The organism is Vibrio sp. HENC-03, from assembly GCF_000305755.2.
Classification (GTDB): domain Bacteria; phylum Pseudomonadota; class Gammaproteobacteria; order Enterobacterales; family Vibrionaceae; genus Vibrio; species Vibrio owensii.
The window spans coordinates 27,405-46,657 of record NZ_JH976123.1; the positions used below are offsets into that span (position 1 = coordinate 27,405).

Annotated in this window: 15 protein-coding genes; 8 read left to right on the forward strand and 7 right to left on the reverse strand. The window is 43.9% G+C overall.

The window, feature by feature from the left end:
- Nucleotides 1-33: 33 nt before the first annotated feature.
- From VCHENC03_RS12475 to VCHENC03_RS12460, 4 genes are all read right to left on the reverse strand, one after another.
- Complete coding sequence (locus VCHENC03_RS12475) at nt 34-699, reverse strand: hypothetical protein (RefSeq protein ID WP_009706130.1); 666 nt, start codon at nt 697-699, stop codon at nt 34-36.
- Between the two features lie 209 nt (nt 700-908).
- Nucleotides 909-2,903 carry a carboxy terminal-processing peptidase gene (prc, locus tag VCHENC03_RS12470; RefSeq protein ID WP_005446803.1) on the reverse strand — a complete coding sequence of 665 codons (1,995 nt, stop codon included), beginning with the start codon at nt 2,901-2,903 and terminating at the stop codon, nt 909-911.
- Nucleotides 2,904-2,920: 17 nt separating this feature from the next.
- On the reverse strand, nt 2,921-3,547 hold the full coding sequence (gene proQ / locus VCHENC03_RS12465) for an RNA chaperone ProQ (RefSeq protein ID WP_005446802.1): 627 nt from the start codon (nt 3,545-3,547) through the stop codon (nt 2,921-2,923).
- Between the two features lie 98 nt (nt 3,548-3,645).
- Nucleotides 3,646-4,119 carry a GAF domain-containing protein gene (locus VCHENC03_RS12460; RefSeq protein WP_009706131.1) on the reverse strand — a complete coding sequence of 158 codons (474 nt, stop codon included), beginning with the start codon at nt 4,117-4,119 and terminating at the stop codon, nt 3,646-3,648.
- Between the two features lie 92 nt (nt 4,120-4,211).
- Here VCHENC03_RS12460 and VCHENC03_RS12455 point away from each other — a divergent pair, with 92 nt between their 5' ends.
- The 4 genes from VCHENC03_RS12455 to rsmF all read left to right on the forward strand — a co-directional run bounded on the left by VCHENC03_RS12455 (nt 4,212) and on the right by rsmF (nt 11,498).
- Nucleotides 4,212-6,008: an ABC transporter ATP-binding protein gene (locus VCHENC03_RS12455; RefSeq protein ID WP_009706132.1), complete on the forward strand. Its 1,797-nt coding sequence runs from the start codon at nt 4,212-4,214 to the stop codon at nt 6,006-6,008.
- Between the two features lie 24 nt (nt 6,009-6,032).
- Nucleotides 6,033-7,280: a paraquat-inducible protein A gene (locus tag VCHENC03_RS12450; protein ID WP_005440097.1), complete on the forward strand. Its 1,248-nt coding sequence runs from the start codon at nt 6,033-6,035 to the stop codon at nt 7,278-7,280.
- Entirely contained in the window at nt 7,273-9,927 is a 2,655-nt protein-coding gene (locus VCHENC03_RS12445) for an MlaD family protein (protein ID WP_009706133.1), read from the forward strand. Before VCHENC03_RS12450 ends, VCHENC03_RS12445 begins: the two co-directional genes overlap by 8 nt.
- 134 nt (nt 9,928-10,061) lie before the next feature.
- A complete protein-coding gene (gene rsmF / locus VCHENC03_RS12440; protein ID WP_009706135.1) occupies nt 10,062-11,498 on the forward strand; it encodes a 16S rRNA (cytosine(1407)-C(5))-methyltransferase RsmF in 1,437 nt (478 codons plus the stop codon).
- Between the two features lie 336 nt (nt 11,499-11,834).
- Here rsmF and VCHENC03_RS12435 read toward each other — a convergent pair whose 3' ends face one another.
- Nucleotides 11,835-12,671, reverse strand: a complete 837-nt coding sequence (locus tag VCHENC03_RS12435; RefSeq protein ID WP_009706136.1) for a CvfB family protein — start codon at nt 12,669-12,671, stop codon at nt 11,835-11,837.
- Nucleotides 12,672-12,854: 183 nt separating this feature from the next.
- Between VCHENC03_RS12435 and VCHENC03_RS12430 the strand changes: the two genes are divergently transcribed.
- On the forward strand, nt 12,855-14,207 hold the full coding sequence (locus VCHENC03_RS12430) for a hypothetical protein (protein ID WP_005443968.1): 1,353 nt from the start codon (nt 12,855-12,857) through the stop codon (nt 14,205-14,207).
- Between the two features lie 22 nt (nt 14,208-14,229).
- Here the strand turns inward: VCHENC03_RS12430 and VCHENC03_RS12425 are convergent, their stop codons facing one another.
- Nucleotides 14,230-14,721, reverse strand: coding sequence for a DUF4442 domain-containing protein (locus tag VCHENC03_RS12425; protein WP_009706137.1), 492 nt, complete (start codon nt 14,719-14,721; stop codon nt 14,230-14,232).
- Between the two features lie 396 nt (nt 14,722-15,117).
- Between VCHENC03_RS12425 and VCHENC03_RS12420 the strand changes: the two genes are divergently transcribed.
- Together VCHENC03_RS12420 and VCHENC03_RS12415 are read left to right on the forward strand one after the other, a co-directional pair.
- Nucleotides 15,118-16,170: a 3-deoxy-7-phosphoheptulonate synthase gene (locus VCHENC03_RS12420; RefSeq protein WP_005443964.1), complete on the forward strand. Its 1,053-nt coding sequence runs from the start codon at nt 15,118-15,120 to the stop codon at nt 16,168-16,170.
- Nucleotides 16,171-16,202: 32 nt separating this feature from the next.
- Nucleotides 16,203-16,685: a YajQ family cyclic di-GMP-binding protein gene (locus VCHENC03_RS12415; protein WP_005443962.1), complete on the forward strand. Its 483-nt coding sequence runs from the start codon at nt 16,203-16,205 to the stop codon at nt 16,683-16,685.
- Between the two features lie 136 nt (nt 16,686-16,821).
- Here the strand turns inward: VCHENC03_RS12415 and VCHENC03_RS12410 are convergent, their stop codons facing one another.
- The gene (locus VCHENC03_RS12410; protein ID WP_009706138.1) at nt 16,822-17,742 is read right to left on the reverse strand and encodes a precorrin-2 dehydrogenase/sirohydrochlorin ferrochelatase family protein; all 921 of its coding nucleotides are present in this window, start codon (nt 17,740-17,742) and stop codon (nt 16,822-16,824) included.
- A gap of 461 nt (nt 17,743-18,203) precedes the next feature.
- Between VCHENC03_RS12410 and VCHENC03_RS12405 the strand changes: the two genes are divergently transcribed.
- Nucleotides 18,204-19,232 carry an amino acid ABC transporter substrate-binding protein gene (locus VCHENC03_RS12405; RefSeq protein WP_009706139.1) on the forward strand — a complete coding sequence of 343 codons (1,029 nt, stop codon included), beginning with the start codon at nt 18,204-18,206 and terminating at the stop codon, nt 19,230-19,232.
- Nucleotides 19,233-19,253: the final 21 nt, after the last annotated feature.

Sequence of the window (19,253 nt, forward strand, 5' to 3'; positions counted from 1 at the left end):
ATAACCTAGCGTGAAATAATGATGATGAATCATTTAGGGTGTCACTCGGTTGAGAACCGCGTACATATCCCCGTTGGAATCCTTAATCGTAAGCTCATTTTGATTGAGTACATAACGCGTACCATGTTCACCGTTTTCATACAAAAGAACCAAATGTTCCCCCTCGGTATAGAACACGCCCTGCTTAACAGACTCCTCGCCTTCATCGTTCGCGACACGGAACATAAATACAAAGTCAGGTTGTAGAATCAAATCCATCTGATTGATGTTATTGGCGAGCATACCATCGCCACCGACTTGTGAACTGGACCAAATGCCAGCAAGCGCATTTGATAGTCCTTTTGTGAAGGTCACACCGTTCAAATCTAGTGTGTTGTGATTGTTTCGATATGCATAAATTTGCGGTTCATCTGTATTCAAACCAAGAACAATGGTGTCTTCATTAGCGTTATACATCCCTTCCCAATGGTCTATTGAATAGTCTTTTTTCTGTATATCGATCGAGAAGGTGTAATCAGAACCCAAAGTCAGTTTGATAGCACGGAAATTCTCTGATGATTCTTCCGGGTTGGGATTCATCAAGTACCAGTCGCCGATCAAAAACGGGGTGTCGAAGTGACTGAGTTCGTCTTCCTTGTTGGTTTCCGCGCTAGAAACACTAAAGCAGCAAAAGCTAAGTAAAATAATGAACCATTTCATAACGGTATCCTTATCGTTTTCTTTTAGCTTAGGCTCTAGATCTCATTTTCGCGAAATATTTGATCTACATCACGTAAATTGTTAGTGCAAATTAAGCGCAGGAACAACCTATTTTTATAGAAACGCCGCTTTATAAACGCATAAAAAAAGAGCGAGTCGCTATGACTCGCTCTTTATATAGAGAATTATTAGTCGTTTTGACTGAATTTTTAGCCTTTCAGCATATCAACCATAACAGCAACTGATTCATCTAGATAAACGTCTGGCGCTTCGTAATCTTTTGGCACATCATCAAGCGTTTTGAATGGTTTTTTACCCATTGCTGCTTGACGTTCATTGATGCGCTCTAAGCGTAGAGCCTCGGCTTTATCTGATTCGTCTTCGCGCACTTTCTCGTTAAGAGACAACAAATTATCGTCTTTCTCTTTACGGTACTTCTCAATATCTTCTTTGATGAAACGGAACTCCATCTCATCAGCAATACGTTTATTGTGAAGCTCAGTTAGTTTGGTAACAAGCGCGTCGTTGCTTGGGAATGTCTGATATTTTGCTTTATCAATGCTGTCCCAAGGTAATGCGTTGTCTTCAACACTCTCACCTGTTTCGCTTGGCTCAACTGGAGTTGGGTAAGCGATGTCTGGTGCAACACCACGGTTCTGAGTACTGCCACCATCGATGCGGTAGAACTTTTGAATCGTGTATTGTACGTAGCCAAGTTCTTTGTCGAAAAGATCGTAGATATGATTCAATGAGCGGTGTTGTTGAACGGTACCCTTACCGAAAGAGTTTTCACCAAGAATAATCGCACGGTTGTAATCCTGCATTGCTGCCGCAAAGATTTCAGACGCTGAAGCACTGTAGCGATTGATCAACACTGTTAGTGGACCATCGTAACTCACTTGCCCATCGGTATCTGCATTTACTTTGATGCGACCATAGCTATCGCGAACCTGAACAACTGGACCTTCTTTAATGAAGAGCCCTGTTAACGCCGTTGCTTCAGTCAGCGCACCACCGCCGTTGTTGCGTAGATCAACGATAACACCGTCGACGTTTTTCGCCTTCAATTCAGATAGCAGTTTATCGGTATCTTTTGAAAGACCAACGTAAAAACTAGGAACCTCAAGAACCCCAATCTTCTTACCGTCTTTCTCGATGATTTCAGACTTAACCGCACGGTCTTCTAAACGAACTTTATCACGCACAATAGTGACAACGTAACTCTTCGCATCTTTACCTTCTGGCAAGACTTGTAGGTTAACTTTGGTTCCTTTAGGACCTTTGATTAGTTGAACGACATCATCAAGACGCCAACCGATCACATCGACAACTTCTTCGCCATCTTGACCAACACCGATAATGCGGTCGCCCTCACCTAGCTGTTTACTCTTAGATGCTGGACCGCCGGCAACTAATGAACGAATCACTGTATAGTCGTCGGTCATTTGAAGCACAGCCCCAATACCTTCAAGAGACAGATTCATCTCTGATTGGAACTGTTCCGCGTTTCGTGGAGATAGGTAGCTAGTATGTGGATCAACTTCACGAGCGAATGCATTCATGTAAAGTTGGAAAGCGTCTTCATTGCGAGTTTGCGTGATGCGTTTCATCGCGTTGTTGTAACGTTTCGCTAGAACCTCTTTGATTTCTGGCCATTCTTTACCAGTCATTTTAAGGTTAAGAGCATCGTACTTAACGCGTTTTCGCCATAATTCATTTAACTCAGCTTCATCCTTGGGCCATGCGGCTTCAGAACGATCCAGTTCAATAAACTCATCAGTATTAAACTTGATTTCTTTATCGAGTAGAGTCAATGCGTAGGCAAAACGATCAAAACGCTTCTGCATCGAAAGATTATAAACATCAAATGCAATCTTGTTATTACCAGCTTTAAGCTGATCATCAAGGCTGACGGACCAATCTTTGAAAGAGTCGATATCGGCTTGAGTAAAAATATTTCTATTGTAATCAAGCATTTCTACGTAGCGCTCAAAGATCGCTTTGGAGAAATCATCGTTTAGATTGAAATGCTTATAATGAGAGCGGGTAAATCGAGAAGTTACTCGTTTGCTGGCTGTTTCATGCTGAACTTCAGGTGCAAGAACCGGCAAATCATCTTTGTTTAGTTTGGCTTCTAGAGCCTGAGCTGATGCTGCTAGCCAGAAGCTAGCAGCAATCAGTGTCACTTTTGAACGGCAATTCATGCGTAGGAGTATCTCCCTTATGCGCGCAAGTGCTCCGCTTTCACAACCATTTGTAGGCCGTTAGCAAGTTGAACACGTACATCATCCTTATTGACTTCAACAATGGTCGCTGCCATGTTTCCTTTGCCCATGTTCACGTTAACTGCGTTGCCGATTGTGATTTCATCAGCGTTTAGCGCGCGTGTTTCTACAGGCTTACTTTCTTTTTGTACTTTTGGTTTGTTAGCTCGACGAGGCTGTTGTGGCTTTTTAGCCGCAGGTTTCGCTTTCGCCTTACCCTCTTCGCGAGCTTTTTGAGCTTGCTCTTTACGACGAGCCTGAACTTTCGCTTTGCTTTCAGCAAGTGTCGCTTTAGCGTGTTCTACGTGTTCTTCTTCTAGCTCACCACATGGGTTGCCATCTAGATCAACACGTACTGCACCTGGTTTTACGCCGTGTAGGTAACGCCATGATGAAGTGTACTGTCTTAACGCTGCACGAAGCTGAGTTTTGCTTACTTTTTCGTCTTCATTTAGACGTTCCGCAAGATCTTGAAAAATACCAATTTTCAGAGGCTTTGCTTCACCTTCTAAAGTAAAGCACTTAGGGAAACATTCAGCAATGTATGCGATAACTTCTTTGCTGTTTTTTAACTTTTCAGTCATGAGGGTTCCTGGTTTGAGCGGATTTCCGCGAAGCATTAAGAAAAAATATTCTCGTATTATAGTGACATGCCAAGGAAAAACCACACTCGAGGGCGAATTTATGCGTCGTTAGCGTGCGAATTAAGCAGCTTTTCTACTTCAACCATAAAATGAGTGAGACCTTCTTCGTCAATTTCATTGAATCGGCCGATATTTGGACTATCAATATCCAACACGCCAGCCACTTCCCCATTGATAGTAAAAGGAATCACAATTTCTGAATTGCTCGCTGCATCACAAGCAATGTGACCTTCAAACTCATGTACATCGTATACTCTTTGTACGCTGTTAGTTTGTGCAGCCGTACCACAGACACCACGACCCATTGGGATGCGAACACATGCTGGCTTGCCTTGGAAAGGACCAAGAACCAGTTCGTCTCCCTTCTTAAGGTAGAAGCCAGCCCAGTTTAGATCGTCTAGCTCCATAAATAGTAGAGAACTAATGTTCGCTAAGTTCGCAATGTAGTCTTTTTCTGATTCGATCAGCGCAACAGCTTGCTTGGTAAGTCTTTGGTATTGTTCTATGTTCATATTAACTTCCTACTTTTTATTTAGGCTTCCATTCTTATCGTATGGCGTTACAATGCAGCCCTACTTTTTAATAGGACTTATTCTCAATTACAATGAATCCGAAAAACGACACTATTAGCCGTTCTTGGTTGATAACACAAGTGAAAAAGCACAAGTCCAAGCTGATTCTAGCGAACTTGATAGCCGTACTTGCGACCTTGATTAGTGTTCCAATCCCTCTTCTTATGCCTTTGATGGTGGATGAAGTCTTATTGGACAAACCGGCATCTGGCCTTGCAGCGATGAACGCGGTTTTACCTGAGGCGTGGCATACACCTACGGGTTATATCTTCTTTACTCTCTTTTTGGTTGTACTCATGCGAGCAGGCAGCCAAGCTTTCAACATTCTTCAAAGTCGACAATTCACACTGGTTTCAAAGACCATCACCTTTGAAATGCGCAGCAAGATGATCGACAAACTTGGTCGTATTAGCATTCGTCAGTACGAAACCAAAGGCAGCGGCGGCATCAATGCTCACCTTATCACCGACATTGAGACCATTGATAAATTTATTGGTTCTACGTTAGCGAAATTCATTATTAGCTTTCTAACCGTGATTGGTACTGCCATTGTTCTGCTTTGGCTCGATTGGCGACTCGGTCTATTTATCCTTCTGGTGAACCCTATTGTTATCTACTTCTCTCGTAAATTGGGAAGTATGGTGAAACATCTAAAGCGTAAGGAAAACCACTCTTTCGAGATTTTCCAAAACCGTCTGGTTGAGACGCTTGATGGCATTTACCAATTGAGAGCAGCGAACAAAGAACGCGAATTCTTACAGCAGCTCAAAGGCAGTGCCAACCAAGTTCGTATCGACGCCGACAAATACGCTTGGCAATCAGAAGCTGCTGGTCGTGTATCTTTTCTTCTTTTTCTCATTGGTTTTGAGCTATTCCGCGCCGTTGCCATGTTAATGGTGATGTTCAGTGACCTCACCATTGGTCAAATTTTTGCGGTATTTGGTTACCTGTGGTTTATGTTATCTCCGGTACAAGAACTCTTAGGCATCCAATTCTCTTGGTACAGTGCAAAAGCGGCGCTTAAGCGTATTAACGACCTATTAGAATTGGAAGAAGAACATAGACCTGTTTCGAAAGTAAATCCTTTCAAAGAAAATCGAGAAGTTGATGTAAAAATTGAACATGTCGATTTTTCATACAACAACGAAAACAAAGTGTTGGACGATCTTTCTTTGCATATTCCTGCTGGTAAGAAGGTGGCCTTGGTTGGTGCAAGTGGCGGGGGTAAATCCACGCTGATTCAACTGTTGATTGGTGTTTACCGTCAAAACGCAGGTTCTATCCGTTTTAATGATGAACTGACCGACGACATTAGTTTTGAAGTGATACGCGACAAAATTGCCGTGGTTTTACAACAACCTATACTATTTAATGACACCTTGAGGCATAATCTCACCCTCGGTGGCGACTTCGATGAAATGTCACTGTGGCGAGCCCTAGAAGTAGCGCAGCTGCAAGACGTCATTTCTCAACTTAGCCACGGTTTGGATACACAGATTGGGCGTAATGGTATCCGCTTGTCAGGCGGCCAACGTCAGCGTTTAGCGATCGCACGCATGGTGCTGAGTAACCCACAATTTGTTATCCTAGATGAAGCAACGTCTGCATTGGATACCGCGACAGAGGCGGCATTACATAAGGCGTTAACTGAATTCTTACGCGGTCGAACTACTTTAATCGTTGCCCACCGTTTATCTGCGGTGAAACAAGCCGATTTGATTTATGTGCTTGAAGATGGAAGAGTGACGCAAACAGGAACCCATGGTGAGCTCGTTGAGCAAGAAGGCTTATATCAAACCTTGTATGGGGGCATTCAGTCCCACGCTTAAACCATTCTATTTAGAGAGGTCGTTGTGACCTCTCTGTCTAAACACGCCATGCAACCGAGTAGCATTCGATTGTGCCAAGGTTGCGAATTACCTGTCGATATTGTCGATCTACCTAGTGGCAAAAATGCACACTGCCCTCGTTGCGGTACACAACTATACCGTGGTGGTAGTCCGAGTTTATCTGGCAACCTAGCAATCGCTGTCACTTGTATTCTGCTTTTTATTCCTTCGCACTTTTTTAACTTCATCAGTATTCGTCTGTTTGGAGTGATGATTCCTGCAACACTACCATCAGGGATGATCACACTGTTTCAAGAAGGGTTCGTTCTTCTTTCTATTCTTATTCTATTTTGTAGCTCGTTGGCTCCATTAATCGTATGTAGCTCGGTAGTGACAGCGCATTGGTCATTACACAAGCGCTGGTTTAAAGGGCTTCGTGTTTCGCTATGGTTGATTCAACATCTCAAACACTGGGTGATGTTGGACGTTTTCCTTGTCAGTATCGCTATCTCTTGTTTCAAGCTGCAAGATTACTCAGATATTTTTGTTGGACCGGGGCTCATCGGCCTCGTCCTGCTGCAAATCTTCACTGTTTTGTTAATATCTCGCATTAGCGTCCGTCGCTACTGGGAGTCATGGGAATCAGAGCTCAGTTTCGACTTCGAGCATAAAGATGTTCATTGTCATGAGTGTCACCTTTCACAACCAGAAGGCTCACGTTGTCGTCGTTGCCATCACGAACTGTATCATCGCAAACCAAACTCGATTCAGAAGACGTGGGCTTATTTAATCGCTGCAACGATTGCCATCTTCCCTGCTAACTTAATTCCTATCTCCATTCTGCTGACAAACGGGAAACGTCTGGAAGATACGATCTTCTCTGGCGTTGCAGGATTGGTGAACAACGGTATGTACGGCATTGCTATCATCATTTTTGTGGCGAGTATCGTCGTACCTGTCGCTAAGATTCTTGGCCTTGCCTACATCTTGTTATGTATCAAATTCAAACGTTCGGTGTTCAGAAGACAACGAATGATGGTTTACTTTGCAGTAAAATGGATCGGTAAATGGTCTGTGATGGATTTATTTGTTATTTCTATCATGATGACATTGGTCGATCGTGGACAAATTCTCGACTTCACACCGGGTTATGGCGCAGTTGCGTTTGGTGTTGTTGTCGTACTTACAATGCTCGCGGCGGAGAGCATTGACCCAAGGCTTATTTGGGACCAAGCCCCAACACAATCAGAAAAAGAGTCAATTAATGAGTGATCAGAACAGTTCTCAAACGTCATATGTGCCAGAGGTAAAGAGGAGTAAAGGTATCTCTCCTCTTTGGCTGTTGCCGATTTTGACCATGGTGTTAGCCGGTTGGCTCGTGGTGAAGTCGATTCATGACGCCGGGCAACGCGTGCAAATCTACTTCTCCGATGCGGCTGGTTTAGTCGCTGGGCGAACCACCATTCGCTATCAGGGTTTAGAAGTCGGTATGGTGCGAGATATCAACTTGTCTGAAGACTTGGGCAGCATTTATGTTGACGCAGACATCTATCCAGAAGCCGCTAAATTACTGAACGACAAAACACGTTTTTGGTTGGTCAAACCGACAGCGAGTTTAACTGGCGTGTCTGGTCTTGATGCTCTTGTTTCTGGTAACTACATATCTATTCAGCCGGGTGATGGCGAGAAGTTCGAAACTACCTTCCATGCCCTTGAATCTGCACCAACAGATTTGCGCGTGACACAAGGCTTGAACATTAAATTGAAGAGCCGAGACTTGGGCGGCGTTTCTATTGGTTCTCAGATTGTCTACAAAAAGATTCCGATTGGTGAAGTGTTCAGCTATCAGTTAAATGAAGACGCTAAATCCATCACTATCCAAGCAAACATTCAAGAACAGTACCAACACATCATTAACAGCCGCAGCCGTTTCTGGAATGTGAGTGGTATTGGTGCGAGTATCGGTTTCGATGGTGTTGATGTTCAACTTGAGAGCATGAGTGCCCTACTTGGCGGCGCGATTGCGGTAGATTCGCCAGACGATGGTGAGCCAGTCAAAGAGAACACCGAATTCCGTTTATACAAAGATCTGAAAACAGCGGGTCGAGGTATCCTAATTAAAATCGCGCTTCCTGATGATAATAAAATCAGTGGCGAAGGCGCGCCAATTATGTATCGCGGCCTAGAAGTTGGCCAAATCACCGATTTAAAACTCTCTGAAGGTCGAGAAGTGATTCTGGCTTCTGCAGCCATTCAGCCTGCGTTTAGCGATATGCTAACGTCAGGAACCCGCTTTGTTCTTGAAGAAGCGAAAGTCTCATTATCTGGTGTAGAGAACATTGCAAACCTTGTGCGCGGTAACTTTTTAACTATCGTGCCGGGTGAAGGTGAACGTTCAAGACGCTTTACCGCCATCCGTAAGAATGTTTTTAACCAACAACAACAGAAATCGATTGCTATTCGCCTTGTCTCGGACAACTCTTTTGGTTTAGACAGCGGTGCAAACGTGCTTTACAAAGGTATTGTGGTTGGTTCGATTATAAAAGTCGGCTTGCTGGATGAAGCAAAGGCACTGGCGGCGAAGCATGAAGTATTCATGGATGTCCTAATCGACAACGAATACAAGCATCTGATCAAATCGAATAACCGCTTTTATGTCACTGGCAGTGCTTCTGCAGAACTGACTGAATCTGGGCTTAGCGTTACCGTTCCGCCTGCAAAACAGCTTCTAACGGGTTCAATTAGCTTTGTAAGTCAAGGGCAAGAAAAGGTCCAAAAAGAGTACCAACTATTCCAAAGTGCCTCTTTGGCGGATCTTGCGCAGTACAACCAAACAGGGTCAAAAACGCTGACTCTATTTGCTTCTGAATTACCACCAATTTCAAAAGGCAGCCCACTGCTCTACCGTAACTTGCCTGTGGGCAGTATTTCCGATTTCAATTTGGTCGACGGTGGTGTCATTGTAAAAGCGACAATTGAAAATCGTTATGCGCACCTTCTTACAGATCAAACCGTATTCTGGAATCGCTCAGGTGTTGAAATTGATGCCTCTCTCGCGGGCATTAGTGTGAAGGCGCACCCTCTTAAAACTCTCATTAAAGGTGGTATCGCGTTTGATTCCATTCCGGGAATTGAGAATAAAATCGGTCAGCGTTGGAAGCTATACAATGACCAAAACCAAGCACGTAAGTTTGGCCGTGTGATTTCCCTTGAAACCGACGGAAGCCAAGAAGTCGCGAAAGGAACGCCTATCAAATACCAAGGTGTTAAGGTCGGTGAAGTTACTTTGGTTGTTCCAAACTTCCATCGAGAAATGGTTGAGGTTACGGCTCGCATCCTTCCTGAATACGTCGACAACATTGCCGTTACCGGGTCACACTTCTGGTTAACAGAACCAGAAATTGGCTTAGGTGGTGTTAAGAATTTGGGCGCTTTGGTGTCGAAATCTATCAGTGTCGAGCCGGGTAATGGCGCAGCGAAGTTCAAATTTGAATTAGCGAAAAGCCAGCAAGCTGAACAAGGTATTTCTTTTACACTACAGAGTGAACAGCGTGGCTCGGTTCAAGTTGGTACCCCTATCCTATATCGTCAAATGGAAGTCGGTACTGTGACGGATGTGAGTTTGGGTGAATTTGCGGATCGAGTGGTAACGAAAATCGAGATTCAGCCAGAGTATGCCTACTTAGTTCGTCAAAACAGTGTGTTCTGGAATGTCTCTGGCGTCGATGTTTCTATCGGCCTTGGTGGCGCAAACATAAAGGCAGGAACTTTTGACAGCTTAGTGCGTGGCGGTATCGCTTTCTCTACTCCTGAGCAATCGAAAATCCCGCCAGCGGCGAAGCGCGGTCAATCTTTCTACTTATACCCGCAAGCGGAAGAAAGCTGGACACAGTGGCGCACAGCAATACCAAAACCATAATGCGTTAGATTTACCATAACGACTTAAAGAGCAGCAATCGCTGCTCTTTTTTATTGCTCAAACCTTTGTGACTATTCGTTTCTGGCTCGCTTTCGTATATCATTTGCGGCAAATTCTGCAATCGAGATTTCACTTTGCATCCTAACGTTTACATCCCAGAAGCTTTTTTGGAAAAAATCCAAACCATCCTCCCTGCTCACCTCAACATGGAAGACTTTGTCGCGTCGTGCCAGAAGCCACTGCGAAAAAGTATTCGTGTTAATACGCTTAAGATCAGCGTTGAAGCGTTTTTAGAGCGCGCAGAAGCAAAAGGCTGGAAGCTTTCTCCTGTACCTTGGTGTGAAACGGGCTTTTGGATTGATGCGGATGAATCGGTTGTACCACTTGGTAACACCGCTGAACACATGTCAGGGCTTTTCTACATCCAAGAAGCCAGCTCAATGATGCCTGTCTCTGCCCTATTTATGAATAATGAATCGTACGACGCGGTTCTCGACACTGCGGCTGCACCAGGCTCAAAAACAACTCAAATTGCTGCGTTGATGAATAACGAAGGCGTTTTGGTTGCAAATGAATACGCGGCAAGCCGAGTAAAAGTACTTCATGCAAACATTGAGCGCTGTGGCGTGCGTAACGCTGCACTAAGCAACTTCGACGGTCGTGTGTTTGGTGGCTGGCTCCCAGAGCAATTTGACGCCGTTCTACTCGATGCGCCGTGTTCTGGTGAAGGTACGGTTCGTAAAGATGAAGATGCAATGAAGAATTGGACGCAAGCGTCCGTCATTGAAATTGCCGATACGCAGAAAGATCTTATTGAAAGTGCGTTCCATGCTCTAAAACCAGGTGGCGTAATGGTTTACTCAACCTGTACGTTAAGCACCGAAGAGAACCAGCAAGTTTGTCACCATCTAAAAGAGACATTTGGTGACGCTGTTGAATTCGAAAGCTTAAAAGATCTGTTTGAAAATGCAGAAGCGGCGCTGACCGAAGAAGGATTCTTGCACATCTTCCCTCAAGTTTATGACTGTGAAGGCTTCTTCGTCGCTCGAATTCGTAAACTTGCGGCAGTAGAAGCGCCAAAAGTGAAGAAGCGCATGGGTAAATTCCCATTTGCAAAAGCATCAAACAAAGAATCTGCAGAGATCGCTAAGCAACTACAAAACGCAATGGACATCAAACTGCCTGAAGACAGCACGGTTTGGATTCGTGAAAAAGATGTGTGGCTTTTCCCAGACGCATTAGAACCGATGATTGGCGAGCTGCGTTTCTCTCGCATGGGCATCAAGATTGCTGAAGCCCATAAAAACGGTTACCGCTGGCAACACCAAGTTGCGACAGCTCTGGCTACAGGTAATGAGAGTAATGCGGTTGAACTAACCATCGAAGAAGCGCGTGAATGGTATATGGGTCGTGATGTTCGTCCTCAAAATATTCCAGCTGAGATGAAAACAGGTAAAGGCGAAGTTCTTGTAAAGTACGAAGATGCCATTATTGGCCTTGGGAAATGGGTAAGCAACCGCATCAAAAACGGTCTTCCACGCGAATTAGTGCGAGATAAGAACTTATTTTAGTAGCAAAGTGAAATGCTATAAATAAATGAAAAGCCATCGTATTTACGATGGCTTTTTGGTTCTAAAGCATGATTGGAACTGGGTTCACTAGCGATCCGAGTGCGCTGTACTAAACTGAACATATCAAAGCATCGCTTTGAAACGGCATTTCTCTCTATGTTTAACCGACAATATGTGTTGGTCAAAAAGTTTAGCGCAGGCTCTATCAAGGAGCCGTTTCCCCTAGGCCCAAAATAAGGACGAGTTTGGGCCATTTTTTTGGCTGGTACTTTTCAATTCTCGTTCAAATCTTATCGACTAAGACTCGATCCACCAGCCAAATTGCATCTTTAGTCTTTATTCAGTGAGACGAATTCCGTCTTTCTCAATAACGATTTTACCTGCTTTGTATAGGCCACCGATGGTCTTCTTGAACGTGCCTTTACTGGTGCGAAATGCGTCAAAAATCGCTTCTGGAGAAGATTTATCGTTAAGAGGCAAGAACCCGCCCTTCTTCTCTAGTAGCTCAACGATCTTGCTAGATAGGTCGTCCATTTTAGCGACACCAACTTTTTGTAGCGCTAGGTCAATCTTACCGTCTTCACGAATTTGCTTAATGTAACCTTTTAGCTTTTTACCGATAAACAGCTTTCCGAATACGTCAGATGGGAAGATCATGCCCCAGTGCTCACCGTTCACAATCGCCTTGTAACCAAGTTGGCTGCGCTCTGCGATGATGAGGTTAACTTCTTCGTTCACTTCATAGTTTGCTGGCGTTTTATCTAGCCACTTATTGAACTTGGTTGTACCTACGATACGACCAGATGCTTTGTCTGTGTATACGTAAACCAGAATATTTTGACCAGCAGTAAAGCGAGCACGTTGCTCACTAAACGGGATAAGAAGATCTTTTTCTTTAATACCCCAATTTACGAATGCACCAGTGCTGCTCACACCTTCAACTTGCATTAGGCCCCACTCGCCAACTTGAGCGATGGGTTTATCAATGGTCGCAGCTAGCTGACTTTCTGAATCAAAGTAAAGAAATACGTCAATATGATCGCCTACGTTTGTACCCTCTGGTACATATTTATTAGGCAGCATGACTGAGCCGTAATCATCACCATCCAAAAATACGCCAAAATCAGCCGTTTTAGTGACTTCTAAGCTGTTAATTTGACCAATTTTAATCATTGAGTTTGTCTCTTTTTAAATTTACTGGGAATTATACCCAAACTAACAAGAAAATCAGAGAGAAAACCAAACCTCTCTGTTATGCTGTGCTCGTTCAACAATTTATCCTAGCCCGCCCTTAAGTTATTTCAATGAACGGACGCTTTTGGATATAGGATGCTTTAGCAAAATCAGGAGCTTTCCTTGGTCACTGTCGACAAACAAGACTCGGTAACTTTAAAAATTAGCCATGCGTTGGCAAAGAGTAAAACGCTCGACCTTGATATCTATGTTTTCGTACCCGGAGAGTTGGGTTTAAATTCCGACATTATCAGCGAATCCGAGTTCTACTACACTTCAATCACGCAAAAACGTTCTTACTACAGTACAGAGGTGCTTTTGCCTTTAGTGCACAGCCGCCTTGCTAAACGTGGTCGTCTGTCCAATCGTCAGTACCGCGTAAGTTTGAGTTTGTTTGCGTATCAATACGTTATTGCGCTTGATAAAGCCGTAGCTGCATTAAACAAGCATGATAGTGACAGCGTAACAGCGGAAGAAGTGGATGAAGTGATTGAATTGACGCTCGACATCCTGAAGCGTCTACGTCGTTCGATTCCTTACGAAGAAAACCTCAAGCGTTACTACGTTAACATCGACAATTACTTGTCTTGGTACACCGAGCAAAAGTTCCTATCTCTTGTCGCTCACCTTCCCCGTGAAGGCGATTACAGTACGATTAAAGAACGCTTGATTACTCTGTGTGAAAAAGAGCAAGCGCACCGTAAGTTGAATAACTACAACTCAGCGAGCGTCGTTGAGGACGTGACACGTTTGTCGAACAAAATGCGCTTGTTGAGACGTTTGATTGAGCACCCCATTGTTTTGCGTGAAAAAACGATGTCGATGGGTAACAACATCAAACGTGCAATCAAAGGTATCGCGACGGGCTTAGTTATGGTCGTTGTGACAAGTACCGTTATCCTTGCACGAGATTACCTAGGCGAGATTTCAGCGTCTTTCATTATTGCGATGTCATTTATCTATGCGCTACGTGAAATCTTTAAAGACGACTTGCGTGACGCAATGTGGCGTTGGATTCGTAAAGGTAAGCCAAAGTGGCGTAAGAAGTACATGGATCCGACGACGAAGAAAGTCGTTGGCCGTAAGCTGGAATGGTTAGACTATCGTTCGCTTTCAAGTTTGCCGGATCGTATTCAGAACATTCGTAAGAAGCGTGTGGTTCAGCGTGAAGAACAAATCCTGCATTACCATGCTAAGACTGAGATGGCGACGTCGTTGTTCTTGAGTGGTTACGAGCAAACGCGTGAAACGTTGAACATTAGTTTGCGCCCTATTATTCGTTTAATGGATAAGAGCTCGAACCGAGTCTATCGTTTGAATGATGGGCAAGTAAGTAAAGAGTCGGTAGAGAAACGCCACCTTCTCAATGTGATTGTCAAAGAAGACAACCACACTGATGAGCCCGTTTATTACCGTTGGAAGGTCGTGCTTAACCGTTCAAAGATCGTCTCTCTTGAGAAAATCGAACTGGTTTAAGCCCACAATATGAATTCTGAAATTAAGCAGCTTGTTTTTTAGCTGCTTTTTTAATAGAAAGCGTAAGAGAAAACTCGGCCATAGGTTCATTACCATTAATGCTCGGACACAGGGCGGTGATCTTCACATCTCGATTGATACGTTCGCCAGTTTCTAATGTCATTCGCAACATTTCATCAATCAATGGACCATCGTGACACACAAAATGCACGTCGCCTTCAGGACGTTTTAGAAACTCAGCTGTCACGCCTTTAAAAGCAAGAGAGATACGCTCTCCCTGCTCTTCTGCTTTACTCATAGCAAGAAAACCACCAGCGACATCGGCACCAACAGCAAGCGCACCAAAATACATACTATTGAGATGGTTCTTCGTTCTTCGCTTTAATGGAATTTTAACTTCAACGTGTTGATCATCGATGGCAAGGATCTTTGGTCTACACAACCAGATAAGTGGGACTTTAGAAAAGCCAAAAAGGTTTAAGTAAAGATTTGCACGGCGAACAGCAGATAACATCTTGGTCTCCTTACCAGACTAGTCAGACCAGTTAATCAATGAAGCGCCAAAATGTCAAAGAAATGTTAACGAGAAATCGATCTACGTAGGCAATTTAGCAATCGGTTTCTTTCCTGTAAGGCTTTCCGTTGAATATGAAACACCCACCACACCTAGCTCTAACGCTTAAAATGCCAAATTTGCGTGTTACTAAATAGAAAAACTAGTTATAAATTCAAACGACTATGTATTGATCTCTGCCGCCGTTTTTGTCATTTATACATAACTATCATTTATGATAAGCCACAGCATTACATACATTTCGGTATTTACTAGATAAGAATCCCGTGAAACGGTTTATTCCTAACTATAATTCCGTTATCTTTACCGCTTCGCAATAGAGAATAAAGCTATAACATGCCTATTAAAACAGATGAATTGAGAACCCAACCTTTGGGTCCAATGCCGACACCCGCAGAGCTAGGTAGCGTACATCCAATCACTGATGATGTAGCAGACCGTATTGCTCAATCTCGTCGACAAATTGAGAAGATTTTGACTGGTGAGGATGACCGTATCCTTGCTATCGTTGGCCCATGTTCAGTGCACGACACTGAAGCGGCAATTGACTACGCAACTCGTCTTGCGGACATTCAAGATAAGTACAAAGATGAACTGTTCATTGTTATGCGTACTTACTTTGAGAAGCCTCGTACCGTTGTTGGTTGGAAAGGTCTTATCACCGACCCTAACCTAGATGGTTCATACGCACTTGAAGCTGGCCTTCACAAAGCTCGTAAACTGCTACTGGATATCAACAAGCTTGGTCTTGCAACGGCTACTGAGTTTCTTGATATGATCACAGGCCAGTACATTGCTGATCTGATTACGTGGGGCGCGATTGGCGCTCGTACAACAGAGTCACAAATTCACCGTGAAATGGCGTCTGCCCTATCTTGCCCAGTTGGCTTCAAGAACGGCACAAACGGTAACGTGAAAATTGCGATTGATGCGATTCGTGCGTCTAAAGCATCACATTACTTCTACTCGCCAGATAAGAATGGTCGTATGACAGTTTACCGCACAAGTGGTAACCCATATGGTCACATCATTCTTCGTGGTGGTGAGAAAGGTCCAAACTTTGATGAAGCGTCAGTGAAACAAGCGTGTGAAGCGCTTGCAGAATTCGACTTGCCACAACGTTTGATTGTAGACTTTAGCCACGCAAACTGTCAGAAGCAGCACCGCAAGCAAATTGAAGTTGCACAAGACATTTGTGAACAAATTAAATCAGGCAGTACTCGCATTGCGGGTATCATGGCAGAGAGCTTCATTAAAGAAGGCAATCAGCCAATGACTGATATTCACAACCTAACTTACGGCCAGTCGATTACTGACCCATGTCTAGGTTGGGATGATACTGTGACTATGCTAGACATGCTGGCAGAAGCAGTAAAATCCAGTAAGTAATTTCCCTATAACAAGATAATCAAGGAATCTTCATGCCATCGTTTGATATTGTTTCAGAAATCGATACCGTTGAACTACGTAACGCGGTTGATAACGCTAACCGTGAACTGTCTACTCGTTTCGATTTCCGCAATGTGAATGCGAGCTTTGAGCTAGTAGAAGAAAATGTAAAAGTGTCAGCAGAAGGCGAGTTCCAGCTTAAGCAAATGCGTGACATCCTACGTAGCCACTTGGCAAAGCGTAACATTGATGCGAACGCTATGGATGCAAAAAATCCAGAAGCGACGGGTAAGAACTGGCACCAAAACGTTGCTTTCCGCCAAGGTATTGATACGCCTACAGCGAAAAAGCTAGTTAAACTAATCAAAGACGCGAAGCTTAAAGTTCAAACGTCTATCCAAGGCGACAAACTGCGCGTAACGGGTAAGAAACGTGACGACTTGCAAGCGACGATTGCAACGATCCGTGAAGCAGAGATGGGTATCCCATTTCAGTACAACAACTTCCGTGATTAATTGCGCTCTCCTATTCTCTTAATGATGAGAATGAGAACAGTGGAATAAAAAACGCCGGCGAAGTGTTCGTCGGCGTTTTTGTATGTCTGTTTTGAACCTCTAACTATTGCAAGAAGCTATGAACGTACGCTTCTTATTAGATTACAAGGTCCTGTCCTTGCAGGAGAGAAAACTCACTTGTTCCTTGAGGGATGAATACACAAACACGAAGTTGCTCTTCTTTGGCCTTTCTAAGCATGTCAGAGAGTTCAGTTGCGCTAGAAAATGCCTCACGTTCCGCATCTCTTCTTACCAGCTCCATTACATCTGCTTCGCATTTGGTTGAGTAAAGAGCCAATTCTGCTTGCTGCATGTATCGTACAGCCTTGATCGGCAGCATCTCTACATCTTTACCCACTTGAATCCAAGTGCAGCTTCCCGTTTCATCCAGAGGCTTTGCCATGGTTTCTTGATAGATGGTTTCAAGCTCACGATTATCTCGCGCGTTTTCTACTTCAGGATGAGAGAAATAGTTCTCCCAAAACTTACGGCGTAGATCGACGCTTGGTAGCGCTTCTTTAATCGAGTTACGTTTTGAATTAGCAAACTCCGCCATCAGTCCCATATTTTGCGGCAGAATCGCTTCTAACTTTTCTCGAATATTACGGATCAGTACAGGAGACGCGCCTCCACTCGAGATAGCTATCTGAATGCGTCCGCGATTAATCATTGAAGGCGTAATGAAATCACAGTAAGGCTTATCGTCTACAACGTTGACTAAGATGCCCAACTCTTTGGCGTCTTTATAAACCTGATGATTCAATTCTGGGTTATCTGTGGTTGCCCACACTTGAATGAAAGACTTTGTGACAAGGTCACTTGAATAAAAACGTTGAATCCAATGCACTTGCTGCTCTTGAGCAAGTTTATCAAGAAAGTCGACAAGACTTGGGGACACGATGGTGATGTCAGCACCAGCCTTAAGTAACGCCTCAACTTTGCGGCTCGCCACTTCTCCGCCACCGACAACCAGCACGGGTTTATTCACTAAATCTAAGAACAGAGGAAAATATCGCATTTCAATCCATGATCACTTCAAATAACTATCGAAATTCATGCTACCAAAAATGGGGCAATCACTTCACCTTGTTTCGACTTCACAAATAATATTTGTTCAAATTTTCGGCTTACATAGCCACCCTACACTAATGACACTTTTAATAACAAATTATTATCCTCTTGTTTTAATCCATCTTTTGTTGATTGTTCTGATGCACCAATCTGACAATTAGTTGCACTATTTACAAACAATTAACATTTCGTCATTCTAAATCGCAAGGAACGTTGTGACTTCTCTCCAAAACTCTTTTTAAATTATATATTTGAGAATTAGCAGATCCTTTCCTACGCTTATAACTGATTGATTTGACGATGACCGTTTCTTCTAAAATCAATCACGTAGGACGAAAACACAAATGAATAGGACACGTTGTATCAGGTCGCTCCTGATTTAACATGGATCATACAGGAAGGATACAAATGGCAAATAAACTCACAGTTCTTGCTTCCGTCGTAGCGGCTTCTACTGCCATGATGGCTACTTCAGCTCAAGCAGCAGACACTACTCTGGACAAAGTCACAAAACAAGGCTTTATTACTTGTGGCGTTAGTACCGGTCTACCTGGTTTCTCAAACCCTAACTCAAAAGGTGAATGGGAAGGTATCGACGTAGAATATTGCCAAGCACTGGCTGCAGCCGTTCTTGGGGATAAAACGAAAGTTAAGTATGTGCCCCTAACCGCGAAAGAACGATTCACTGCACTACAATCGGGTGAAATCGATGTGCTTTCACGTAACACCACCTGGACACTACACCGTGATACGGCTCTTGGTCTGAACTTTGTCGGCGTGAACTACTACGACGGTCAAGGTTTCATGGTTAAGAAAGACCTTGGTGTTTCAAGTGCAAAAGAGCTTGATGGCGCATCAGTATGTGTTCAATCAGGTACAACAACCGAGCTAAACCTTGCAGACTACTTCCGTAACCAAGGCATGGCATACAAACCAGTGGTATTTGATACTGCTGCGCAAACTTCTAAAGGTTTTGATGCTGGCCGCTGTGACGTACTAACTACTGACCAATCTGGTCTGTACGCGCTACGTCTGAATTTGAAAGACCCTTCTTCTGCTACCGTTCTTCCTGAGATCATCTCTAAGGAACCACTAGGTCCTGTTGTACGTCAAGGCGACGACCAATGGTTCAATATCGCGAAGTGGACTCTATTTGCGATGGTGAACGCAGAAGAGTACGGCATTACCTCTAAGAACGCAGATGAGATGTTGAAATCGAAAGATCCAAACATCAAACGTATTCTTGGTGTGGACGGTCCTAAAGGTAAAGGTCTAGGTATCCGTGACGATTGGGGCTATCAAGTTATCAAGCAAGTCGGTAACTACGGTGAGAGCTTCGAGCGCACGGTTGGTACAGGTTCGCCTCTGAAAATTTCTCGTGGTGTAAACGCACTATGGAATGCAGGCGGCTTCATGTACGCGCCACCAATCCGCTAATACAACGATTATCACAGGGCG

Bases quoted from the DNA above. Each gene is read 5' to 3' on its own strand.
- prc (WP_005446803.1), bottom strand. From the start codon at position 2,903: ATGAATTGCCGTTCAAAAGTGACACTGATTGCTGCTAGCTTCTGGCTA.
- VCHENC03_RS12455 (WP_009706132.1), top strand. From the start codon at position 4,212: ATGAATCCGAAAAACGACACTATTAGCCGTTCTTGGTTGATAACACAA.
- VCHENC03_RS12410 (WP_009706138.1), bottom strand. From the start codon at position 17,742: ATGCGATATTTTCCTCTGTTCTTAGATTTAGTGAATAAACCCGTGCTG.
- VCHENC03_RS12405 (WP_009706139.1), top strand. From the start codon at position 18,204: ATGGCAAATAAACTCACAGTTCTTGCTTCCGTCGTAGCGGCTTCTACT.
- proQ (WP_005446802.1), bottom strand. From the start codon at position 3,547: ATGACTGAAAAGTTAAAAAACAGCAAAGAAGTTATCGCATACATTGCT.
- VCHENC03_RS12435 (WP_009706136.1), bottom strand. From the start codon at position 12,671: ATGATTAAAATTGGTCAAATTAACAGCTTAGAAGTCACTAAAACGGCT.
- VCHENC03_RS12415 (WP_005443962.1), top strand. From the start codon at position 16,203: ATGCCATCGTTTGATATTGTTTCAGAAATCGATACCGTTGAACTACGT.
- VCHENC03_RS12425 (WP_009706137.1), bottom strand. From the start codon at position 14,721: ATGTTATCTGCTGTTCGCCGTGCAAATCTTTACTTAAACCTTTTTGGC.
- VCHENC03_RS12475 (WP_009706130.1), bottom strand. From the start codon at position 699: ATGAAATGGTTCATTATTTTACTTAGCTTTTGCTGCTTTAGTGTTTCT.
- VCHENC03_RS12420 (WP_005443964.1), top strand. From the start codon at position 15,118: ATGCCTATTAAAACAGATGAATTGAGAACCCAACCTTTGGGTCCAATG.
- VCHENC03_RS12445 (WP_009706133.1), top strand. From the start codon at position 7,273: ATGAGTGATCAGAACAGTTCTCAAACGTCATATGTGCCAGAGGTAAAG.
- VCHENC03_RS12460 (WP_009706131.1), bottom strand. From the start codon at position 4,119: ATGAACATAGAACAATACCAAAGACTTACCAAGCAAGCTGTTGCGCTG.